19 protein-coding genes and 2 pseudogenes are annotated in these 20,201 nt (G+C 64.7%); 10 read left to right on the top strand and 11 right to left on the bottom strand.

The features are described 5' to 3' along the window. Positions 1-200 precede the first annotated feature (200 nt). From Q8O96_RS05100 to Q8O96_RS05085, 4 genes are all read right to left on the bottom strand, one after another. Complete coding sequence (locus Q8O96_RS05100; RefSeq protein ID WP_305948475.1) at positions 201-1,604, bottom strand: LLM class flavin-dependent oxidoreductase; 1,404 nt, start codon at positions 1,602-1,604, stop codon at positions 201-203. Then, the gene (locus Q8O96_RS05095; RefSeq protein ID WP_115582278.1) at positions 1,604-2,068 is read right to left on the bottom strand and encodes an acyl-CoA dehydrogenase family protein; all 465 of its coding nucleotides are present in this window, start codon (positions 2,066-2,068) and stop codon (positions 1,604-1,606) included. Before Q8O96_RS05095 ends, Q8O96_RS05100 begins: the two co-directional genes overlap by 1 nt. 12 nt (positions 2,069-2,080) lie before the next feature. Beyond that, positions 2,081-3,283: an SfnB family sulfur acquisition oxidoreductase gene (locus Q8O96_RS05090; protein WP_305948474.1), complete on the bottom strand. Its 1,203-nt coding sequence runs from the start codon at positions 3,281-3,283 to the stop codon at positions 2,081-2,083. A 201-nt stretch (positions 3,284-3,484) separates the two neighbouring features. Continuing rightward, positions 3,485-4,048 (bottom strand): helix-turn-helix domain-containing protein, encoded by a 564-nt coding sequence (locus Q8O96_RS05085; RefSeq protein WP_102864469.1) that lies wholly within the window; start codon positions 4,046-4,048, stop codon positions 3,485-3,487. Between Q8O96_RS05085 and Q8O96_RS05080 the strand changes: the two are divergent. Continuing rightward, positions 4,043-5,057: pseudogene (locus Q8O96_RS05080) on the top strand (DMT family transporter). The gene Q8O96_RS05085 and the pseudogene Q8O96_RS05080 overlap by 6 nt on opposite strands. Before the next feature lie 146 nt (positions 5,058-5,203). Here the strand turns inward: Q8O96_RS05080 and Q8O96_RS05075 are convergent. Further along, positions 5,204-5,563 (bottom strand): hypothetical protein, encoded by a 360-nt coding sequence (locus tag Q8O96_RS05075; protein WP_180988601.1) that lies wholly within the window; start codon positions 5,561-5,563, stop codon positions 5,204-5,206. A 205-nt stretch (positions 5,564-5,768) separates the two neighbouring features. Between Q8O96_RS05075 and Q8O96_RS05070 the strand changes: the two genes are divergently transcribed. Genes Q8O96_RS05070 through Q8O96_RS05045 form a run of 6 tightly spaced genes read left to right on the top strand, consistent with a single transcriptional unit; the run spans position 5,769 to position 11,841 of the window. Then, a complete protein-coding gene (locus Q8O96_RS05070) occupies positions 5,769-8,687 on the top strand; it encodes a monovalent cation/H+ antiporter subunit A (RefSeq protein WP_102864466.1) in 2,919 nt (972 codons plus the stop codon). Next, positions 8,687-9,031, top strand: a complete 345-nt coding sequence (locus Q8O96_RS05065) for a Na+/H+ antiporter subunit C (protein ID WP_011060906.1) — start codon at positions 8,687-8,689, stop codon at positions 9,029-9,031. Before Q8O96_RS05070 ends, Q8O96_RS05065 begins: the two co-directional genes overlap by 1 nt. Then, positions 9,028-10,716, top strand: coding sequence for a monovalent cation/H+ antiporter subunit D (locus Q8O96_RS05060; protein ID WP_102864465.1), 1,689 nt, complete (start codon positions 9,028-9,030; stop codon positions 10,714-10,716). The genes Q8O96_RS05065 and Q8O96_RS05060 overlap by 4 nt, the downstream gene beginning before the upstream one ends. After that, the gene (locus Q8O96_RS05055; protein ID WP_102864464.1) at positions 10,713-11,201 is read left to right on the top strand and encodes a Na+/H+ antiporter subunit E; all 489 of its coding nucleotides are present in this window, start codon (positions 10,713-10,715) and stop codon (positions 11,199-11,201) included. Before Q8O96_RS05060 ends, Q8O96_RS05055 begins: the two co-directional genes overlap by 4 nt. Continuing rightward, complete coding sequence (locus tag Q8O96_RS05050) at positions 11,198-11,476, top strand: K+/H+ antiporter subunit F (protein ID WP_016962858.1); 279 nt, start codon at positions 11,198-11,200, stop codon at positions 11,474-11,476. Before Q8O96_RS05055 ends, Q8O96_RS05050 begins: the two co-directional genes overlap by 4 nt. Beyond that, on the top strand, positions 11,473-11,841 hold the full coding sequence (locus Q8O96_RS05045) for a Na+/H+ antiporter subunit G (RefSeq protein ID WP_102864463.1): 369 nt from the start codon (positions 11,473-11,475) through the stop codon (positions 11,839-11,841). The genes Q8O96_RS05050 and Q8O96_RS05045 overlap by 4 nt, the downstream gene beginning before the upstream one ends. 128 nt (positions 11,842-11,969) lie before the next feature. Here the strand turns inward: Q8O96_RS05045 and Q8O96_RS05040 are convergent, their stop codons facing one another. Further along, complete coding sequence (locus Q8O96_RS05040) at positions 11,970-12,407, bottom strand: DUF3995 domain-containing protein (RefSeq protein ID WP_102864462.1); 438 nt, start codon at positions 12,405-12,407, stop codon at positions 11,970-11,972. A 96-nt stretch (positions 12,408-12,503) separates the two neighbouring features. Here Q8O96_RS05040 and Q8O96_RS05035 point away from each other — a divergent pair. After that, positions 12,504-12,891 (top strand): annotated as a pseudogene (locus Q8O96_RS05035) (DUF2946 domain-containing protein). 87 nt (positions 12,892-12,978) lie between these two features. Continuing rightward, positions 12,979-15,114, top strand: coding sequence for a TonB-dependent siderophore receptor (locus tag Q8O96_RS05030; RefSeq protein WP_305948473.1), 2,136 nt, complete (start codon positions 12,979-12,981; stop codon positions 15,112-15,114). A gap of 145 nt (positions 15,115-15,259) precedes the next feature. On the opposite strand, the gene Q8O96_RS05025 is transcribed toward Q8O96_RS05030, so the two are convergent. From Q8O96_RS05025 to Q8O96_RS05015, 3 genes are all read right to left on the bottom strand, one after another. Further along, positions 15,260-16,273, bottom strand: coding sequence for an ABC transporter substrate-binding protein (locus Q8O96_RS05025; protein WP_115582271.1), 1,014 nt, complete (start codon positions 16,271-16,273; stop codon positions 15,260-15,262). Between the two features lie 134 nt (positions 16,274-16,407). Beyond that, positions 16,408-16,611 (bottom strand): hypothetical protein, encoded by a 204-nt coding sequence (locus tag Q8O96_RS05020; protein ID WP_102864458.1) that lies wholly within the window; start codon positions 16,609-16,611, stop codon positions 16,408-16,410. After that, positions 16,611-17,081 (bottom strand): hypothetical protein, encoded by a 471-nt coding sequence (locus Q8O96_RS05015; RefSeq protein WP_102864457.1) that lies wholly within the window; start codon positions 17,079-17,081, stop codon positions 16,611-16,613. The genes Q8O96_RS05020 and Q8O96_RS05015 overlap by 1 nt, the downstream gene beginning before the upstream one ends. Positions 17,082-17,754: 673 nt before the next feature. Here Q8O96_RS05015 and Q8O96_RS05010 point away from each other — a divergent pair. Further along, complete coding sequence (locus Q8O96_RS05010; RefSeq protein WP_102864456.1) at positions 17,755-17,985, top strand: hypothetical protein; 231 nt, start codon at positions 17,755-17,757, stop codon at positions 17,983-17,985. Between the two features lie 179 nt (positions 17,986-18,164). Here the strand turns inward: Q8O96_RS05010 and Q8O96_RS05005 are convergent, their stop codons facing one another. Together Q8O96_RS05005 and Q8O96_RS05000 are read right to left on the bottom strand one after the other, a co-directional pair. Continuing rightward, the gene (locus Q8O96_RS05005; RefSeq protein ID WP_102864455.1) at positions 18,165-18,383 is read right to left on the bottom strand and encodes a hypothetical protein; all 219 of its coding nucleotides are present in this window, start codon (positions 18,381-18,383) and stop codon (positions 18,165-18,167) included. 115 nt (positions 18,384-18,498) lie between these two features. Beyond that, on the bottom strand, positions 18,499-20,121 hold the full coding sequence (locus tag Q8O96_RS05000) for a methyl-accepting chemotaxis protein (RefSeq protein ID WP_102864454.1): 1,623 nt from the start codon (positions 20,119-20,121) through the stop codon (positions 18,499-18,501). Positions 20,122-20,201 lie beyond the last annotated feature (80 nt).

Raw genomic sequence — 20,201 nt, 5'->3', positions numbered from 1 at the left:
CGTGCGGTGGTCCGCTGGCTGGAAATAAACGGGGCTGGCCCTTGGACGCAGGTCGTGCGGGCCTCTTCGCTGGCAAGCCAGCTCCTACCGGAATTGGGCGGCTCCCTGGTAGGAGCCGGCTTGCCGGCGAAGGCGTTGCTGAATCCGACGCCTGTCTTACGGGCCCTTTCGCTGGCGAGCCAGCTCCTACAGGGGTTGGGTCAGGCGCGGGCGCGTTGCGCGAGTGTTTGGCGTTGCTCGCCCAGGTTGCGCCAGGCGTTGCCCGGGTGGCTTTCGGGCAGGCGCGGGCCGGCGCCGAAGAGTTTTTCCCGCAGGGTGCCGGGGGTGTATTCGGTCTTGTACACCCCGCGTTTCTGCAGCTCCGGAACCAGCAGCTCAACCGCGTCGATAAAGGTTTCGTGGGTCAGGGCGTAGGCCAGGTTGAAGCCGTCGACATCGGTCTCTTCCACCCACTCCTGGAGCAGGTCGGCCACGGTTTCCGGGCTGCCGACGAACAACGGACCAAAGCCGCCGATGCCGACCCAGTCGGCCAGTTCGTGGGGGGTCCAGACCTTGTTCGGGTCCGCCGTGGAGAAGGCCTCCACCGCCGACTGGATGGCATTGGTGTGCACGTGCTTGAGGGGCTCGTCAGGCTTGAAGCGGCTGAAGTCGATACCGGTCCAGCCGGAAATCAGCGCCATGGCGCCCTCATAGCTGACCCAGGACTTGTATTCCTCGAACTTGGCCTTGGCCAGGGCGTCGGTCTCGCCGAGGATCACCGTCTGCAGGTTGAAGATCAGGATCTTCGACGGGTCGCGCCCAGCCTCGGCCGCGCGGCGGCGGATGTCGGCCACGGTCTTTTTCAGCAGCACCTTGGACGGCGCGGCGACGAACACGCATTCGGCGTGCTCGGCGGCGAACTGCTTGCCGCGGCTGGACGCCCCGGCCTGGTACAGCACCGGTGTGCGTTGCGGTGACGGCTCGCACAGGTGAATCCCCGGCACCTGGAAGTGTTTGCCCGCATGGCGGATCTCGTGGATCTTGCTCGGGTCGCTGAAGATCCGCCGCTCGCGGTCACGCAGCACCGCGCCCTCCTCCCAACTGCCTTCCCAGAGCTTGTAGCAGACCTCCAGGTATTCCTCGGCGTAGTCGTAGCGCGCATCGTGTTCGGTCTGGGCCTGCTGACCGATGTTCTTCGCCCCGCTCTCCAGGTAGGAGGTGACGATGTTCCAGCCGGCACGGCCTTTCGTCAGGTGATCCAGGGTCGAAAGGCGCCGGGCAAAGGGGTACGGATGCTCGAACGACAGCGAGGCGGTGAGGCCGAAGCCCAGGTGCTCGGTGACCAGGGCCATGGGCGGAATCAATTGCAGCGGATCGTTCACCGGCACCTGGGCCGCCTGGCGGATCGCCGCCTCGCCATTGCCGTTGTAGACGTCGTAGATGCCCAGCACATCGGCGATGAACAGCCCGTCGAATTTGCCCTTCTCAAGGATGCGCGCCAGGTCGGTCCAGTACTCCAGGTCCTTGTACTGCCAGGAGCGGTCCCGGGGGTGGGCCCAGAGTCCCGGCGACTGGTGTCCGACACAGTTCATGTCGAAAGCATTGAGGCGAATTTCACGGGACATCACACAGCACTCCTGAAACCTTGGGGCAGCACGCCATTGAGGCGGTAGTTGCCGATCAGTTGATACTTCCAGCGCAGCGGATCATCCAGGCTCTGCGGCTGCGGGCTGCGCTGGCCGGTGAGTTCGAATTCGGCGTTGCCGGCCGCCGCCAGGGCTTCGGCGGCGGCAATCGCCGCCTCGGCCAGGGCGATGGCGATCTCAGCCGGGTCCTTGCCCTCTTGCAGCCGGTACTGGGCCCGCTCCTGCAGGGCGGCGGCCACTTCGATGCGGATCTGCAGATCGCCAAAGCGGCTGATCACATACGGGTCGTCGCTGGCCTTGCTCAGGCCGCTGCCGGACCAGGGCCGGGCCTGCTGGCGAACGAATTCCAGGGTCCGCTGCAACAGGTCGCGGGCCCGTTGCAGCTGCTCGCCGCTGGCGGCCAGGGCGGCCTGGGGGCTGTCGGGTTGGGTCAATGCGTTCATGGCGGTGTCCTTTCAGTTCCAGGCGTGACGAGGTGGCTTGACGCCGTTGAGCAGGAAGTTGCCGATCAGGTGGTATTTCCAGCGCGCCGGATCGTGCAGGGTGTGGGTGCGGGCGTTGCGCCAGTGGCGGTCGAGGTTGTACTTGGCCGACACCGAGCGGGTGCCGGCCAGTTCGAACAGCTTGCTGGCGGCGAGCAAGGCGCTTTCTGCCGACAGCACCTTGGCCTGGGCCACCACCAGCGAGGCGTGGGCGACGCTGTCTTCGCTGGGGCTGGCGAGGGCCTGGTCGACCGCCTCGGCGGCCTTGACCAGGATCGCCTCGGTGCCGTGCACCCGCCATTCCAGATCACCGATGGCGGCCTGGGTAAAAGGGTCCTGCCAGCCGTGATCCAGGCCACTGTCGATCCACGGCCGGGACTGCCGGGCGTAATGCTTGGCGTCTTCCAGGGCGGCGACGGCGATACCGGTGTCCACCGCGGCCTGAATGATCTGCGAGATCGGGCCGTCGGCGGTGGGTTGGTCAAAGGCCCGGTGGGCCGGGATCACCGCGCTGCGTGGCACCTGCACCGCCTTGAGGCTGACCCCGCCGCTGGCGGTGGTGCGCTGGCCGAAGCCGTCCCAGCTGTCGATCACCGTGAGGCCGGGGTTGTCGCGCTCGATAAAGGCGATGTGGGCCTGGTTGTGCTCATCCACCGCCACCGTCGGCACGATGTGGGCAAACAAGGCGCCGGTGCAGTAGAACTTCTCGCCGTCGATCTGCGCCTGCTCGCCGCTGAAGCGGATCCGGGTTTCAAAGGCGCCGACATGCTTGCTGCCGGCTTCGGAAAAGGCATTGCCGAAACGGTAGCCCTGCAACACCTTGGCGAAGTAGTGCTGCTTCTGCTCTTCGCTGGCGGTCTGCAACAGGATGTCTACCACCCCGAGGTGGTTCTGCGGCAGCTGGCCCAGGGACGGATCGGCGGCGGAGATGATCTTGATCACCTCGGCCAGGGTCACATAGGACACCCCGGCGCCGCCGTAGGCCCGGGGAATGGTGATGCCCCACAGGCCGCTGGCGGAGAACTGGTCCAGCTCGGCCCGCGGCAGGCGCCGTTCGCGGTCGCGCACCGCGGCCTCCACGACAAAGCGCTGGGCCAGGTCCCGGGCGACACTGATGGCCTCGGCATCGCTGCGGATCAGGTGGGCATTGGGTAAGGGTTGGGCTGGGGCTGTCATGGGCCGACTCCACGTCCTGAAGATCAAGATGAACACCGCTCGGGTGCTCGCTATCAGGACAATTGCAGGAGTCGTGCCTAAATATAAAATCCTTTTATTTCAGCAGCTTGAAGATTGCTTCGGAGAAAAGGCATCAACTGAAAACAGGCAGAATGTTCAACCGCTGTTGACTGGCCAACAGTGGCCGGCACGCCTGGGCAATCAGTACACCACGTTGCGCACGAAGCGCGTGGCCTGGGCGCCGTCATTGCGATAGCCGTGAGGCACATGACTGGCGAACATAAAGAAATCACCGCTTTCCAGGCGCCGCTCGGCGTCGCCGAAGAACAGCGTCAGGCAGCCCTCGACGACATAGATCTGCTCGCTCCAGCCGACGGTGTCGCACTCCGAGTGGTAGACCTCGCCAGGCTCGAGCTGCCACTCCCAGAGTTCCACTTCACGGCTGGCCTCGGCCTTGGCCAGGAGCAGTGCCTTGCTCCCGGGGATGACGCCGGCCCAGGCCAGCTCGTTGATACGGCTCGGGTCTCGGGCATCCGGGGCCTGGATCAGGTCGCTGAACGCCACGTTCAAGGCCTCGGCCACTCGGTCCAGGGTGCCGAGGCTGACGTTCTTCTCCCCGGCCTCGATGGCCACCAGCATCCGCCGGCTGACGGCGGATTTTTCTGCCAGGGCGCTCTGGCTCAAGCCTGCGGCATGGCGCAGGCGTCGCACGTTAAGGCTGACATGTTGCAGGACCGAAGCCCGTTGGACGTTATCTTTGTGCACTATATTGCTCGCTCTGCGGGCCTGCGCAGTATACTGCCCAGCTTCCGGCGCATTGTGCGTCCCCCCTCAGGTAGCACGCAAGGCCATGACTTCAACGCCCTCCCGCGCAATGCGCTTCCCACTCAGCAGGGCCGAAGCGGTGCTGGTGCTGATCACCATGATCTGGGGCGGCACCTTCCTGCTGGTGCAGAAGGCCATGAGCGTCAGCGGACCGATGTTTTTCGTCGGCCTGCGCTTTGCCGCGGCGGCGTGCATCGTCGCCCTGTTTTCACTGCGCCACCTGCGCGGGCTGACCCTGTTCGAACTGCGTGCCGGAACCTTTATCGGCAGCGCCATCATGCTCGGCTACGGCTTGCAGACGGTGGGCCTGCAAAGCATTCCCAGCAGCCAGTCGGCGTTTATCACCGCCCTCTATGTACCCTTCGTTCCCCTGCTGCAATGGCTGTTCATGGGCAAGCGTCCGGGGCTGCTGCCAAGCATCGGCATCATGCTGGCGTTTACCGGGTTGATGCTGCTGTCCGGCCCCAATGGCGCGTCGCTGGATTTCAGCCCCGGGGAGATCGCCACCCTGATCAGCACCGTGGCGATTGCCGCGGAAATCATTCTGATCAGCAGCTTCGCCGGGCAGGTGGATGTGCGCCGGGTCACGGTGGTGCAACTGGCGGTCACCTCACTGCTGGCCTTTGCCATGGTGCTGCCGACCGGCGAGGCGCTGCCGGAGTTTTCCTGGCTGCTGCTGGCCAGCGCCCTGGGGCTGGGGGCGGCCAGCGCGGCGATCCAGGTGGCGATGAACTGGGCGCAGAAAAGCGTCTCGCCGACCCGCGCCACCCTGATCTATGCCGGTGAGCCGGTGTGGGCCGGGATTGTCGGGCGGATCGCCGGGGAACGTTTGCCGGGGCTGGCGCTGCTGGGGGGCGCCTTGATCGTGCTGGCGGTGATCATCAGCGAATGGAAGCCCAAGGGCCGGGCCACGCCGGCATTGACCGACCAGACAGCGGACGGTGTGTAGGAGACGGCTTGCCGGCGAAAACGGTCTTGCGGGCCTCTTCGCTGGCAAGCCAGCGCCTACGATTGGCTGGGATATCGCAGGGACATGTAGGAGCCGGCTTGCCGGCGAAAGCGATCCGGCAGGTTCCCTCGCTGGCAAGCCAGCGCCTAGAGCGCGGGGTCGCCGGGGGCGTAGAGCCAGGTCGGGGCGGTCAGCGAACCCCGGTGCTTGGGCTCAAGCCGTACCGGGTCATGCTCGGGCGTACCGTGGAAGTAGAAATAGGCGTGGTAGAGCGCATGACCCTCGGCCAGCGCGCGGTCGAAGTAAAGCACCGTGCCCGGCGGCAGCCGGTAGCTGGACTCATCGCCCAACGGCCCTTCGATGATCAGCGCCTGGCGGGTCTGGAGCATGTCGGGACGCTGGAGATAATGCTCCAGGCCAATGCCCAGCGCCGCGCCGAAGGCGGTGAACAGTAAAGCGAAACATCCGCGTCGAATCATCCGGCCCATGGCCGATCCTTTAATCATGTCCACCCTTGTCGATCCTTGTGGTGTTTTGACCTGGGCAGGACCTTGGCCCTACAGCGCCCGGTGAACGGGCGCATCAGGCATTTGTCTCCTACCTTTGAAAGCGTATGTAACATTTCTTTGGGGGGCCGGGCCGCGCATGGCGGTTGGTGATCCAGGGCCTGGCACGTATTATGCGTCATACTTTTCCGCAGATTAGAAGCCTATGTCCCTGATAGTTCTACTGCTTCTGCCATTCATAGGCAGCTGTCTGGCGGCCGTGCTGCCGCACAACGCACGTAACACCGAATCCCTGCTGGCCGGCTTGGTGGCACTCATTGGCACCGTCCAGGTGGCTTTGCTGTACCCGCAGATCGCCGATGGCGGAATTATCCGCGAGGAATATACCTGGCTGCCGAGCCTGGGCCTGAACTTCGTGCTGCGCCTGGACGGCTTCGCCTGGCTGTTCTCATTGCTGGTGCTGGGTATCGGCAGTCTGGTGGCGCTCTACGCGCGTTACTACATGTCGCCGCAAGACCCGGTGCCGCGCTTCTTCGCCTTCTTCCTGGCGTTCATGGGGGCCATGCTGGGCCTGGTGATTTCCGGCAACCTGATCCAGATGGTGTTCTTCTGGGAGCTCACCAGCCTCTTCTCCTTCTTGCTGATCGGCTATTGGCATCACCGCTCCGACGCCCGCCGTGGCGCCTACATGGCGCTGATGGTCACCGGCGCCGGGGGCTTGTGCCTGCTGGCGGGGGTCATGCTGCTCGGCCATGTGGTCGGCAGCTACGACCTGGATCAGGTGCTAGCTGCCGGAGACAAGATCCGCGCCCATGCGCTCTACCCGATCCTGTTGCCATTGATCCTGCTGGGCGCCCTGAGCAAGAGCGCGCAGTTCCCCTTCCACTTCTGGCTCCCCCACGCCATGGCCGCGCCGACGCCGGTCTCGGCCTACCTGCACTCGGCGACCATGGTCAAGGCCGGGGTGTTTCTCCTGGCCCGCCTGTGGCCGTCGCTGTCCGGTACGCAAGAATGGTTCTACATCGTCAGCGGCGCCGGGGCCTGCACCCTGGTGCTGGGCGCTTACTGCGCGATGTTCCAGAACGACCTCAAGGGCCTGCTGGCCTACTCCACCATCAGCCACCTGGGGCTGATCACCCTGCTGCTGGGCCTGAACAGCCCGCTGGCGGCGGTGGCGGCGGTGTTCCATATTCTCAACCACGCCACCTTCAAGGCGTCGCTGTTCATGGCCGCCGGGATCATCGACCACGAGAGCGGCAGCCGCGATATCCGCAAGCTCAACGGCCTGATCAAGCTGATGCCCTACACCGCGACCCTGGCCATGGTCGCCAGTGCCTCGATGGCCGGGGTGCCGCTGCTCAACGGTTTCCTGTCCAAGGAGATGTTCTTCGCCGAGACGGTGTTCATCAATTCCAGCGCCTGGGTGGAAATCGCCCTGCCGGTGATCGCCACCATCGCCGGGACCTTCAGCGTCGCCTACGCCCTGCGCTTTACCGTGGATGTGTTCCTCGGCGAACCGGCCACCGACCTGCCGCACACGCCCCACGAGCCGCCACGCTGGATGCGTGCGCCGGTTGAACTGCTGGTGTTCACCTGCCTGTTGGTGGGGATCTTCCCGGCGCAGATCATTGGTCCATTGCTGGCCGCCGCCGCACGGCCGGTGGTGGGCGGCACCCTGCCCGAATACAGCCTGGCCATCTGGCACGGCCTCAATGCGCCGATGATCATGAGCCTGATCGCCATGTCCTGCGGCATCGTGCTTTACCTGCTGCTGCACAAACCGCTGGTGGCCGGGCGTTTCGCCTACCCGCCGGGAGTGGGCCGACTCAACGGCAAGCTGCTGTTCGAGCGCAGCCTGGTGGGCATGACCCGCCTGGCCCGGCGTCTGGAGCGGCGGCTGAGCACCAAGCGCCTGCAGACCCAGCTGTTTCTGCTGATTCTGGCGGCGGTGATCACCGGCCTGATTCCCATGCTCTACAGCCAGCTGACCTGGGGCGACCGGCCGAAGATCCCCGGCTCCATCGTCTTCGTGACCTTCTGGCTGCTGGCCATTGCCTGCGCCCTGGGCGCCGCCTGGCAGGCCAAGTACCACCGGCTGGCGGCCCTGACCATGGTCAGCGTCTGCGGGCTGATGACCTGCGTGACCTTCGTCTGGTTCTCCGCGCCGGACCTGGCCCTGACCCAGCTGGTGGTTGAGGTGGTGACCACGGTGCTGATCCTCCTTGGCCTGCGCTGGCTGCCACGGCGGATCGAGGATGTCTCGCCGCTGCCCAGCAGCGTGCCCAAGGCGCGCATCCGCCGCCTGCGCGACCTGAGCCTGTCGATCGCCGTCGGCCTGGGCATGGCGGTGCTGTCCTACGCCATGCTGACCCGCCCCACACCCAACGATATTTCCTCGTTCTACCTCAGCCGTGCCTTGCCTGAAGGCGGCGGCACCAACGTGGTCAACGTGACCCTGGTGGACTTCCGCAGCTTCGACACCCTGGGCGAAATCACCGTGCTGGCAGCCGTGGCCCTGACCGTGTTCGCCCTGCTGCGTCGCTTCCGCCCGCCCAAGGAGAGCATGCAGTTGCCGGCGCAACAGCGCCTGCTGGCCCCGGACGTGGTCACCGATCTGGTCAACCCGCGCCAGGCCAGCGACACCGCCCTGGGCTTCATGATGGTGCCGGCGGTGCTGGTGCGCCTGCTGCTGCCGATTGCCCTGGTGGTGTCCTTCTACCTGTTCATGCGCGGGCACAACCTGCCGGGCGGCGGTTTCGTCGCCGGGCTGGTGATGTCGGTGGCCTTCATCCTCCAGTACATGGTGGCCGGCACCCAGTGGGTCGAGGCCCAGATGAGCCTGCGGCCGCTGCGCTGGATGGGCACGGGCCTGCTTTTCGCCCTGGCCACCGGCCTCGGCGCCCTGGCCTGGGGCTACCCGTTCCTCACCACCCACACGGTGCATGTGGACCTGCCGCTGTTCGGTGATATCCATATCGCCAGCGCCTTGTTCTTCGACATCGGCGTGTACGCGGTGGTGCTGGGCGCGACCCTGCTGATCCTCACCGCCCTGGCGCACCAGTCGGTGCGGGCCCACAAGCCGGCCAGCCAGTCCAAATCCCTGATCAAGAGCGGAGCCGCCTGATGGAAGAAGTCATCGCAATCGCCATTGGGGTCCTCGCCGCTTCCGGAGTCTGGCTGGTCCTGCGCCCGCGGACCTTCCAGGTGGTGATGGGCCTGTGCCTGCTGTCCTACGCGGTCAACCTGTTCATCTTCAGCATGGGCAGCCTGTTCATCGGCAAGGAACCCATCGTCAAGGACGGCGTGCCCCAGGACCTGCTGCACTACACCGACCCGTTGCCCCAGGCGCTGGTGCTCACCGCCATCGTCATCAGCTTCGCCATGACCGCGCTGTTTCTGGTGGTGCTCCTGGCGTCCCGGGGCCTGACCGGCACTGACCACGTCGACGGCCGGGAGCCCAAGGAATGAGTTCGTTGTCCCACCTGATCGTCGCCCCCATCCTCCTGCCGCTGCTGACGGCGGCCATCATGTTGCTGCTGGGGGAGAAACACCGCCCGCTCAAGGCGCGGATCAACCTGTTCTCCAGCCTGCTGGGGCTGGCCCTGGCGGCGTACCTGCTGTACTGGACCCAGGTCCAGGGCGCCACCGGTTCCTTCGGCGTGTACCTGCCGAGCAACTGGCAGGTGCCCTTCGGCATCGTGCTGGTGGTGGATCGCCTGTCGGCACTGATGATGGTGCTCACCGGAATCATCGGGGTCAGCGCGCTGCTGTTCGCCATGGCCCGCTGGGACGGCGCCGGGGCCAGCTTCCATGCGTTGTTCCAGATCCAGCTGATGGGCCTGTACGGCGCCTTCCTCACCGCCGACCTGTTCAACCTGTTCGTGTTCTTCGAGGTGCTGCTGGCAGCCTCCTACGGCCTGATGCTGCACGGTTCGGGACGGGCGCGGGTGTCGTCGGGACTGCACTACATCACCATCAACCTGCTGGCTTCGTCGCTGTTCCTGATCGGCACGGCAATGATCTACGGGGTCACCGGGACCCTGAACATGGCCGACCTGGCGATGAAGATCCCGCTGGTGCCGGAAGCCGACCGCGGCCTGCTGCACGCCGGCACGGCGATCCTGGCCATCGCCTTCCTGGCCAAGGCCGGGATGTGGCCGCTGAACTTCTGGCTGGTGCCGGCCTATTCCTCGGCCAGCGCACCGGTGGCGGCGCTGTTCGCCATCATGACCAAGGTCGGGATCTACACCGTGCTGCGCCTGTGGACCCTGCTGTTCTCCGGGCAGGCCGGGGCCTCGGCCTACTTCGGCAACCAGTGGCTGATCTACGGCGGCCTGGCGACGATCTTCTGCGCCGCCCTGGCGATTCTTCCGGCCCAGCGCCTGGAGCGCATGGCCAGCCTGAGCATCCTGGTGTCGGCGGGCATCCTGATCGCGGTGATCGGCTTCGCCCAGCCGGCGCTCACCGGCGCGGCGCTGTTCTACCTGTTCAGCTCGACCCTGGCGCTGTGCGCGCTGTTCCTGCTGGCGGAGTTGATCGAGCGCTCGCGCTCGGCGGTGGAAGTGCCTCTGGAAGACGAAGGCGAAATCCTCCCGAGGCCCATGGAAACCCTTCCCCCGCCCCGGGGCAGCAACCTCGACGACGAACAGCAAGTGGTGGTCGGCCAGGTGATTCCCTGGACCATGGCCTTCCTCGGCCTGAGCTTCATTGCCTGCGCCCTGCTGATCATCGGCATGCCGCCGCTGTCGGGCTTTATCGGCAAGCTCAACCTGATCGCCGCCCTGCTCAACCCGACGGGCCTGGGAACCAGCAGCGACACGCCGATCCCGCTGGCGGGCTGGATTTTCCTGGTGCTGCTGATCCTCTCCGGCCTGGCCTCGCTGATCGCCTTTGCGCGCCTGGGCATCCAGCGTTTCTGGAGCCCGGAGGAGCGACCTTCACCGGTGTTGCGGCGTCTGGAATGCGTGCCGATCGTGGCGTTGCTGGGGCTCTGCGTGCTGCTCAGCTTCAAGGCCGAGCCGCTGCTGCGCTTCACCCAGGCCACCGCCGACAGCCTCAATCATCCGGAGCACTATGTCATGGCGGTACTGGGCACCCGCACCGTGCTCAGCCCTGAGTCCAAGGCCACCCAGGCGGCGGAGGTGCAACCATGAAGCGTCTGTTCCCTGCCCCCTTCCTGTCCCTGGCGCTGTGGCTGCTGTGGCTGGTGCTGAACCTGTCCATCAGCCCCGGCAATCTGCTGCTGGGGGCCATCCTGGGCTTTCTCGCACCGCTGCTGATGCGCCCGCTGCGGCCGTTGCCGATCCGTATCCGCCGCCCCGGCACCATCCTGCGGCTGTTGTTGCGGGTGGGCTGCGATGTGCTGGTCTCCAACCTGATCGTGGCCTGGGGCGTGCTCAACAACGGGCGCCGGCCGGTGCGCTCGGCCTTCGTCAAGATCCCCCTGGACCTGCGCGACGCCAACGGCCTGGCGGCGCTGTCCACCATCACCACGGTGGTGCCGGGCACGGTCTGGTCCGAGCTGTCCCTGGACCGCAGCATCCTCTTGCTGCACGTCTTCGATCTGCAGGACGAAGGGCAATTCATCCAGCACTTCAAGGCGACCTACGAGCGCCCGCTGATGGAGATTTTCGAATGAGCGTGCTGTTGACCAACGCGATCCTGCTGAGCCTGTTCCTGTTTTCCCTGGCCATGGTCCTGACCCTGGTGCGCCTGTTCAAGGGCCCCTCGGCCCAGGACCGGGTCCTGGCCCTGGACTACCTGTACATCCTGGCGATGCTGATGATGCTGGTGCTGGGCATCCGCTATGCCAGCGATACCTACTTCGAGGCGGCGCTGCTGATTGCCCTGTTCGGCTTTGTCGGCTCCTTCGCCCTGGCCAAATTCCTTCTGCGCGGCGAGGTGATCGAATGAACAGCCTGGAACAACTGCCCCTCTGGGTGGAGGTCCTGGTGGCCGTGCTGCTGGTGATCAGCAGCGTCTTCGCCCTGATCGGTGCCCTGGGCATCCTGCGCATGAAGAGCTACTTCCAGCGCATGCACCCGCCGGCCCTGGCCTCAACCATGGGTTCCTGGACCGTGGCCCTGGCCTCGATCCTGTATTTTTCAGCGCTCAAGTCCGGGCCGGTGCTGCATGCCTGGCTGATTCCGATCCTGCTGTCGATCACGGTGCCGGTGACCACCCTGCTGCTGGCCCGCGCGGCGTTGTTCCGCAAGCGCATGGCCGGTGACGATGTGCCGGCAGAGGTCAGCAGCAAACGCAACGAAAGCGGCAACTGAGCGCACCACCCCATGCAGGAGCCGGCTTGCCGGCGAAGAGGCCCGTGAGGCAGGTGCCAGGCGGGATCGCCTTCGCTGGCAAGCCAGTCTCTGCACACGCCAGCGCCGGCAGCGAGCGGGCTTGCCCTTCAGGCCCAGGCCAGCACCAGCAATCCGGCACCCAGTACCACGCACAGCGGGGAATAGAACAGGGTGTCGAGACGGGCGAACTTCGAGTCACGCACTTGCTTGAAGAAGCCAACCAGCTCGGAGTCGCCAATGGCCCGGGCGAACATCAGCAAGGCAATGGCGCTGATCACCCATTGCAGGGACGGATGGGTCACGGTCGGAAGGTAGAGCCCAACCCGCAGGCAGACCAGCATCGCCACCAGTAACAGCCCCACCGCCACCAGCAAGGTGGCCAGGGCCGGAGGGTGAAAGGCCGGTTGGCTCTGCCCGGGAACCGGCCCCGGCACTTGGGGGATCACCGCATCGCTTCCACGCTTGCCTCCGGCGGCCCAGTACAGATGGATCAGGCTGATGAACAGAAAAGTGCCGGACATCCCCTGAGCGAGCAGAAGATTCATGTTCAGACGTCCTTGTAAAAAAGTCGTAAAGAGAATGGACTCGATTGCCGGTTTTTGTAAGTACGTTCGTCGCCTTCGATGATAAAGTGCCGCCCCATGAAATTGACCCGTTCCGATCGCTCGCTCGTTGCCTGGATGCTTTATTGCTGCGTCCTGTTCAACGTGTTTGCCTGCAGCATCGGCCACGGGCAAATGCTCGGCATGCAGCTCAACGGCATCGGCGGGCAGTTCTGCAGCATCGATCCCAACACCCAAGCCCCCCCTGCAACAGCCGACTGACCAGGACTCCCTGCCCACCCTGTCCAAGGCCTTCGGTTGCCCGTTGTGCTCCACCGGCGGCATGGGTCCGGCACTGAACTCCAGCGTCAGCCTGGCACTGTTGCCCCAACCCCAGGCGCCGCCGCTGGCGCGTCAGCTTCAGACCCACCTCCCGGCCCGTTTCACCTGGCCCGCCGCCCATCCTCGGGCACCGCCCTACGCCTGATTCTTGCTCGTGCTCGACCCGCCCACTGCGCTGCTGCGCGGCGCGCTTTCGTGGGCCTTTTCCTAGTCAAGAATTCAGGATGCATGCATGAAACACCTTCCTTTGCTGGCGAGCCTGCTGGCCTGCCTGTCCGTCAACGCCTGGGGCAAATCCGGCCTGGAGCTGGTCCCTACCACCGTTAACGCCGAAGAGGCAGACGTTGAACCCGGCCTGTCCCTGGAGCAGTCCAGCGGCATGGCCTCGCGTTTGGGCCTGAGCCTGCGGGAAACCCCGGCCTCGGTGGCGATAGCCAGCCGCCAGGACATCGAGCGCCGTGGCGCCCAGACCTTCCAGGACGCCGCCAACGCCCTGCCCGGGGTCAATGCCAGTGCACCACCGGGGTTCGGCGGCTTCATCTCCTACCGCGGCTTCACCAGCAGCCAGATCACCCAGATGTTCAACGGCATCAATGTCGCCACCGGCCTGGCACGGCCGGTGGACGCCTGGATCTATGACCGGGTGGAACTGGTGGGCGGCCCCTCGTCGCTGATCAATGGCGCCGGCTCCGTGGGCGGCTCGCTGAACTACGTGACCAAGCTGGCGGACCGCCGCGAACAGGCGGCCGAGGGCCTGCTCGGCTACGGCAGCTACGACACCACGCAAACCGCTTTCGGGGTCAATCACGCCCTGAGCCCGGCGGGTGCCGAGGTGCAGCATTACGCACGCCTGGATGTCAGCCACAACACCAGCAACGGCTACATCGACCGCCAGGAGCGCGATGCCTGGAGCCTGGCCTTCTCCCTGCTCAGCGACTTGACCCCTGACCTGTCCCACACCCTGGCGGTGGAATACCAGGACGAGCACGAAGACAGCCCCTACTGGGGCACCCCGGTGCGCAACCCCAAGGCCGGCGAGCTGAAGATCGACAAGCACCAGCGCTTCAACAACTACAACGTCGCCGACGGCCTGTATGAACAGCGCACCGTGTGGCTGCGCTCGATCATCGATTACCGGATCAACCCCAGCACCAGCCTGCGCAACACCCTCTATCACCTGGACAGCCAGCGCGACTACCGCAACCTGGAGACCTACCAGTACAGCCCCGACAACAGCCGGGTGAACCGCTCCACCGCCTATCTGGTGCGGCACCAGGGCCAGCAGGACGGCAACCAGTTCGAACTGCGCCATGATGATCAACTGTTCGGCCTCGACACCACCTGGTCCGGGGGTTTTGAGTACAAGGTCAACAGCACCACCAACTCACCGTGGAACGTGCCGGCCAACAACAGCGTGGACCCCGGCAACTTCCAGCCGGGGTACTTCTACGACCTGAAGGGCACCCGCCAGGGCTGGGTCAAGGACAAGACCAACCAGGTCACCACCCGTGCCCTGTTCGTCGAGAACCGCCTGGCCCTGACCGACGAGCTGTCCCTGCTCAGCGGCCTGCGCTATGACGCCATCGACCTGGACGTGACCAACCACCGCGCGATCAGCGCCAGCAACCCGCGACATCTCAAGCGAAGCTGGGAACCGGTCACCGGACGCCTGGGGCTGACCTGGCAGTTCCTGCCCAGCGCCAACGTCTACGTGCAATACAGCACGGCCGCCGAACAGCCCAGCGGCACCCAGAACTTCGAGGTGTCCACCGGCAAGCAATGGGAAGTGGGCAGCAAGTTCGACTACCTGGAAGGACGCGGCTCGGCGACCCTGGCGGCCTACCGCATCGAACGCAAGGACTTTGCCGTCACCGATCCCCTGGACCCGGCCAACAGCATTCCCGTGGGCCAGCAGACCTCCAGGGGCATCGAGCTGGCCAGCTCCCTGCGGGTCACCCCCAAGCTGCTGGCGGAAGCCAACTTCGCCTGGGTCGACGCCGAATATGACGCGTTCAACGAGAAGGTGGCCAGCGGCGCGGTGGTCTCGCGCAAGGGCAACACCCCGACCAACGTCCCCGAGCGGGTGGCCAACCTGTGGCTGACCTATGACCTGGCCCCGAGCTGGCAGACCGGCGTCGATGCGCGCTATGTGGCTTCGGTGTACGCCGACAACGCCAACACCCTGACGCTGCCGGCCTACACCCTGTACGGCAGCTTCCTGCGCTACCAGGTCGACAGCCACACCACCGTCACCGGCCGGGTACGCAACCTGACCAACGAGGTCTACGGCAAGTTCGCCCATGTCTCCCCGGCTTACTACCTGGGCACCCCGCGCACCTTCGAACTGGCGGTGCAGACCCGCTTCTGACCTGCCTTGGGGGCCTCTTCGCCGGCAAGCGGCGCCTACGGGAACATTGCGCGGTGTCAGGGCGAGCGTAGGAGCTGGCTTGTCAGCGAAGGCGTCGCCATGGACGGTGCAAGGCCTGCGGGCCCTTTCGCCGGCAAGGCGGCTCCTACAACAGGGCGGCGGCGACTTTGGCGGCGACGTCCTGGGGCACCCAGTTGCGCCATAGATCAGGATGCTGCTTGAGGAAGGCCCGGGCCGCGTCACGGGGCGTGCTGTGGTTTTCGCTCATCTGCGCCAGGGCCTGGTTGAGGGGCTCGATGGGCAGCTCGACCTGGCTGAAGAAGCTCACCAACTGCGGGTATTGCTTGTGGAATGGCGCAGACACGCCGATGGACAGTTTCGAGGCCAGGGAACGGCTCGGACGCGGGTTGGGGTTGCTGGCGTCGGTCAGGGTCTTCCAGGCCTCGGCATCAAAGGGCGGCTCTTGCAGCTGGACCAGTTTGAAGCGCCCCAGCAGCGGCGTCGGTGACCAGTAGTAGAACAGGATCGGTTTGCCCCGACGGATCGACGAGCTGATCTCCGCATCCAGGGCTGCGCCGGAGCCACTGCGGAAGTTCACGTAGCTGTCCTCCAGGCCATAGGCTTTGAGCTTCTGCTGGTTGACGATCTCCGAGGTCCAGCCAATCGGGCTGTTGAGGAAACGCCCCTTGGTCGGACTCTCCGGGTCCTTGAACACATCCTTGTAGCGCGCCAGGTCGGTGACGCTGCGCAACTCCGGCGCCAGGGCCGCGATGCCCTTGGCGGGATCACCCTTGATCACGTACTCCGGCACCCACCAGCCTTCGGTAGCGCCCTTGACGGTGTCCCCCAGGGCCAGCACCTTGCCTTCGGCCTCGGCCTTGACCCACACCGGGCTGCGCCCCGCCCACTCTTCGCCAATCACCTGGATATCGTTGTTGGCCAGGGCGGTTTCCAGGGTGATGGTGGTGCCAGGCAGTGTATCGGTGGGCAGGCCATAACCCTTCTCGACCACGATCCGCAGGATCTCGGTGATCAGGCTGCCGCTCTCCCAGTTCAGGTCGGCGAAGTGAATCGGCGCGGAAGCCGCCGCCACCGGGGGCGCGTTCAAGGCGGCAAGGGCCAACAGGCTGCTGGCCAGCAGCGCTCGAATTCCTTTCATGGGTGCACCTCTCGGATCAGGACCAGGACCAAAGGGACACGCCACGCAAAGCTGCCAGGCCCCTGAAGCATTCAGTCAACTGACTGTAGTAGAGGTTCCATATTTTCAACCAGGGCGCGGCCCGGATCGGGCCATCAAGGGTCCGCCGGCTCCTGCAGCCGCTGCAACTCGCGGCGCACCATGCTGGCGTATGCCGCCGGGCGCAGGTGGTACAGCTGGCCGGCCACCCAGTTCAGCCAGGCGCCCTGCAAGCGCGCCTTCTCGGCGAACAGGCGTTGAGCTTCGTCACACGCGGCCTGCTGGTGTTGCTGGTGAAACTCGGCGCGGCTCTGGCTCATCACTCGCTGGCCTTGAAACTCACCAGTTCGCCCTTGCGGAATTTGGCCGCCTTGGCGCTGACCGCCTTGAGGGTCTTGCTCAAGCCTTCCTGCAATTGCTCGTTGGCGGCGAAGACCATCACCACCGAGTGACCTTCCTTGAACACAATCCCCTGCCCCAGGGGACTGCTGACAAAGGCATAGTCGCCCAGGCCGTATACCGTCAGCTTGATCTCGCGAAAGCGGATCTCCAGCTTGCCGCCTTCCCGGCTGGGCAGTACAGCAGCGCGAAAATGATCGCCCACCTTGAGCTCCAGCCGAGGCTTGTCGTCCACCACCAACGCGCTCTCGGTATCGATCTCGGCGATGTAGATGCCTTCGGCGGACTGTTCGGTGATGTAGACAAAACGAGATTGGAACTGCTTGACCAGCTTTGCGCGCAAATCACCCAAAACGAACAGCGCATGCATTTCAAGATTACTTACTGCCAAGGAACACTCCCCGATACTCAAAAGGGTGCCGTCCGAGGAAAAACGGACAGCACAAAAAACCGCCATGACGGCGTGATCACCCCAATCAGTTACCCCAAAAAAACACTCAAATGCAGCGGGTACTCCAGGCCACGGCGTTAACGCCGGCGCTGAGCTGCGGGCATTTCGCCGAAGCATCAGGCACAGGTCAAAGGCTGTAGGAGTAGGCTCTGACACCCCGAAAAGTGTGGCGGCGAGCTATCTGGGGCGGGTACTGAAACAGGCCGGAAAGCCGGATATACCCTGAGATTGAATCCCCGGATCGGCAGCCACTTCGGGTTGCAGAAGCAATTCTAGAGCAACTTTGTGCATTTCGACCATTTAAAGCGAGCGATTCATGACTGCACGGCCATTGATTAGTACAAAGACTAATGTTGCTCATCAGCGGGTAATCTTGCCCGCAGTCGTCACACAAGGCCCGGCATTCTAACCAGTAATACTCTGGTGCAGTGATCTGGATGGGCGGATTAAAGCGTAAGAAAGTTCACTTTAGTACCTCAGAACAATCTCTACCTAAAACCGCAATGACATAACTCAGCCCGTCGCAACGCAACAACTGCCATACTCCCTCGCTGGTTGAGCGCTCGCGGTACGGGCGCTCAAGCACTCACTCATCTCCAAGGGAAGGCTAGAAGTGACCGAACTAGATATTGGCGAGTTTTTCATTCGTGGCGAGTGCAGAGAAGTCGAAGGCGAATTCCAGGCCGTGATTGCCATGCGCGCCAAACCTCCACTGACCCAGATCACCTTCCACCAGGTGGAACGCGACCGCTGGTTCAAGACCTCCGAAGAAGCTGCAGCGGCGGCCAGGGAATCCGCCAAGGCCCTCAAGCTGGCCATTGACCAGGGCGCCCTGAACGCCTGATACCTGCCATAGCGCGCCGCCCGGGAACCCAGCGGCGCCCCCGTGACCCAGGCGAGATCCGTTTAAGAGCATCATGATGATTAACTTAAAACTAGCGACTCGCCTTCGGGCCCTGCCTGCAACAGCCTGAATCCAGACATCCGCCCCAACCGATCAAGCCTCTATCTACCGCCCGAGCATCAAGCCGAATGCTGGAATGCATGGCGCCCAGGCCGGCACTGCGCCAGTTTCGCCTGCCAGGCCTGCCGGCACTCCTCGGCCTCGACGCGGCTGGCAAAGGCAGTGCCACGTTGTTCGCCATTGACCAGCACCACCCAGCACGCCTTGCGTCCCAGGTCCCGCAGCATGGGGGGAACACCACTGCCGATCATCACGGCTACATCAACTTTGCTGTGCATGGAGAACCTCGATGAATTAGTTAGCTCCCTAACGATGTGAGCATACTAGTCAGTTCCCGGCGTCTGAAACAGTCACATCCTGCACAGCAGTCTTACGCCCCTGGTAACAATGTTCTCAGCCCTTGCGCTGGGACGGCGCCTGCTCGGGCTTGTAGCCCAGTCGCAACCCTCCCCAATGCCGCCCCTGGACCCAGATCGGCACCGACAAGTCGTGCATCAGTTCGCCGGTATCGCGGGTATAGGTTTGCAGCAACAGCGGTTGCTGGTGACTGCCACAACGAATGCCGGTGCGATCGGCGAACTTGCGCTTGCTGCGGTTATGCAGGTTGTCCGCCACGGGATCGCCGGTCAACGGCTGGGAGAAGGCCAGGTTGTGGGTCGGTACATAACCCTCTTGGGTACAGGCGATGGCGAACACCAGGCCGTCGTGGCGCGGCAGCAGGGATTCCTGGATCGGCGGCAGCACCTGATCGGTGTAGCGATCGAAACGGGTCTGGTACCTGGCCGGATCGGTGTTGGCAATCAACTGGTAATGGCGGTCGAACAGGTCGTCGAGGCTGATGCGGTTCTGCGCCAGGTCGGTCTCGAACTGCTCGGCAATACGCCGGGCGCCTTCACGGGCCAGGTCATAAATGCGCTGGTGGTAGTCATCCAGCCCCACAGCCGCCAGACGCTCACTGATGGTTTCGGCCTGCCCTTCCATCTGCACCGCCGCCTGAGCCAGGCTGCGGGTCTGCTGATCGCTGACCGCCAGGTCGCTGCGCATCTGCTCCACGGCATGGAACAGGCTGTCCAACTGTTCGCGGTTGGTCTCGGCGCCCCGGGCGATCTCGCTGACCTGGCCTTCCACCCCTGCTGCCAGACGGGCGATGTTGTCCAAGTGCCGACCGGTGTGTTCCACCTGCTCCACCCCCAGGTTCAGGTCGTCGGACAGCTGACGGATCTGCTCCACCACATCGCTGGTGCGTTGCTGGATATCGGCCACCATCACCCCGACCTCATCGGTGGCCGTGGCGGTGCGCCCGGCCAGCCCGCGCACCTCGTCGGCGACCACGGCAAAACCCCGTCCGTGCTCCCCGGCCCGGGCGGCCTCGATAGCGGCATTCAGGGCCAGCAGGTTGGTCTGGCTGGCGATGGACTGGATCACCAGGGTCACCCGCTGGATCTCTTCGCTGCGCTGGCTCAAGGCCTCGATCAGCTCGCGGCTGCCACTGGCCCGCTCGCTCAGGGAGTGCATGCGACTGATGGACTCCCCCAGCACCGTGCGCCCTTCGGCGCTGCTGGCGTGGGCTTCACTGGCCGCCTCCAGGGCTTGCCGGCTGAGTTGCGAGGTGGCCTGTTCGGTCTTGATCATCACTTCGGCGTTGCCGACGATGCGCGCCGCGGCATCCAGCTGGGATTGCAGCTTGCCCGCCAGTTGCGTCACCGAATAGGCCACGCCAGCGGCAGACAGGGCGTTATGGGTGGTGCTGTAGGACAGGTCGCGGGTCAGCGAGGACAGCTCGCTGTCGGCCGTTGCCGTCGGCGCCTCGGGCACCTTGCGGCTTCTCAGCCGAGGCAGCCAGACCACCAGCACCGCCAGGGGCAGGCACAGGTACAGCGGCCAGTCACCCAGTGCCTGGCCGCCCAGCAAGCCCATCAAGGCCGCGCTCTGCAAAGTCGGCGCCCACCAACGGACGGCGGGTGTTGCTGCCAGCGGTTGCGCGATCGGCACCGCTAGAGATCCTTCTCTTGACATGTTTAGCACCCCACATCGTTCTAATTATTTTCGGCATTAGACGCCACTAGAAGGCCATTATCCATGGTCCCTTAGTCGGG

Origin of the sequence: Pseudomonas sp. LPH60 (assembly GCF_030718165.1) — a bacterium.
Lineage (GTDB): Bacteria > Pseudomonadota > Gammaproteobacteria > Pseudomonadales > Pseudomonadaceae > Aquipseudomonas > Aquipseudomonas danubii.
Note: the sequence above shows the minus strand (reverse complement) of the source record. Positions and strands in the feature narration are given on the sequence as shown.

Excerpts from the sequence above, each read along its gene's own strand:
- Q8O96_RS05045 (WP_102864463.1), top strand. The coding sequence starts at position 11,473 with ATGAACAGCCTGGAACAACTGCCCCTCTGGGTGGAGGTCCTGGTGGCC.
- Q8O96_RS05095 (WP_115582278.1), bottom strand. The coding sequence starts at position 2,068 with ATGAACGCATTGACCCAACCCGACAGCCCCCAGGCCGCCCTGGCCGCC.
- Q8O96_RS05050 (WP_016962858.1), top strand. The coding sequence starts at position 11,198 with ATGAGCGTGCTGTTGACCAACGCGATCCTGCTGAGCCTGTTCCTGTTT.
- Q8O96_RS05000 (WP_102864454.1), bottom strand. The coding sequence starts at position 20,121 with ATGTCAAGAGAAGGATCTCTAGCGGTGCCGATCGCGCAACCGCTGGCA.
- Q8O96_RS05060 (WP_102864465.1), top strand. The coding sequence starts at position 9,028 with ATGAGTTCGTTGTCCCACCTGATCGTCGCCCCCATCCTCCTGCCGCTG.
- Q8O96_RS05055 (WP_102864464.1), top strand. The coding sequence starts at position 10,713 with ATGAAGCGTCTGTTCCCTGCCCCCTTCCTGTCCCTGGCGCTGTGGCTG.
- Q8O96_RS05020 (WP_102864458.1), bottom strand. The coding sequence starts at position 16,611 with ATGAGCCAGAGCCGCGCCGAGTTTCACCAGCAACACCAGCAGGCCGCG.
- Q8O96_RS05065 (WP_011060906.1), top strand. The coding sequence starts at position 8,687 with ATGGAAGAAGTCATCGCAATCGCCATTGGGGTCCTCGCCGCTTCCGGA.
- Q8O96_RS05040 (WP_102864462.1), bottom strand. The coding sequence starts at position 12,407 with ATGAATCTTCTGCTCGCTCAGGGGATGTCCGGCACTTTTCTGTTCATC.
- Q8O96_RS05070 (WP_102864466.1), top strand. The coding sequence starts at position 5,769 with ATGTCCCTGATAGTTCTACTGCTTCTGCCATTCATAGGCAGCTGTCTG.
- Q8O96_RS05100 (WP_305948475.1), bottom strand. The coding sequence starts at position 1,604 with ATGTCCCGTGAAATTCGCCTCAATGCTTTCGACATGAACTGTGTCGGA.
- Q8O96_RS05005 (WP_102864455.1), bottom strand. The coding sequence starts at position 18,383 with ATGCACAGCAAAGTTGATGTAGCCGTGATGATCGGCAGTGGTGTTCCC.
- Q8O96_RS05075 (WP_180988601.1), bottom strand. The coding sequence starts at position 5,563 with ATGATTAAAGGATCGGCCATGGGCCGGATGATTCGACGCGGATGTTTC.
- Q8O96_RS05025 (WP_115582271.1), bottom strand. The coding sequence starts at position 16,273 with ATGAAAGGAATTCGAGCGCTGCTGGCCAGCAGCCTGTTGGCCCTTGCC.
- Q8O96_RS05030 (WP_305948473.1), top strand. The coding sequence starts at position 12,979 with ATGAAACACCTTCCTTTGCTGGCGAGCCTGCTGGCCTGCCTGTCCGTC.
- Q8O96_RS05090 (WP_305948474.1), bottom strand. The coding sequence starts at position 3,283 with ATGACAGCCCCAGCCCAACCCTTACCCAATGCCCACCTGATCCGCAGC.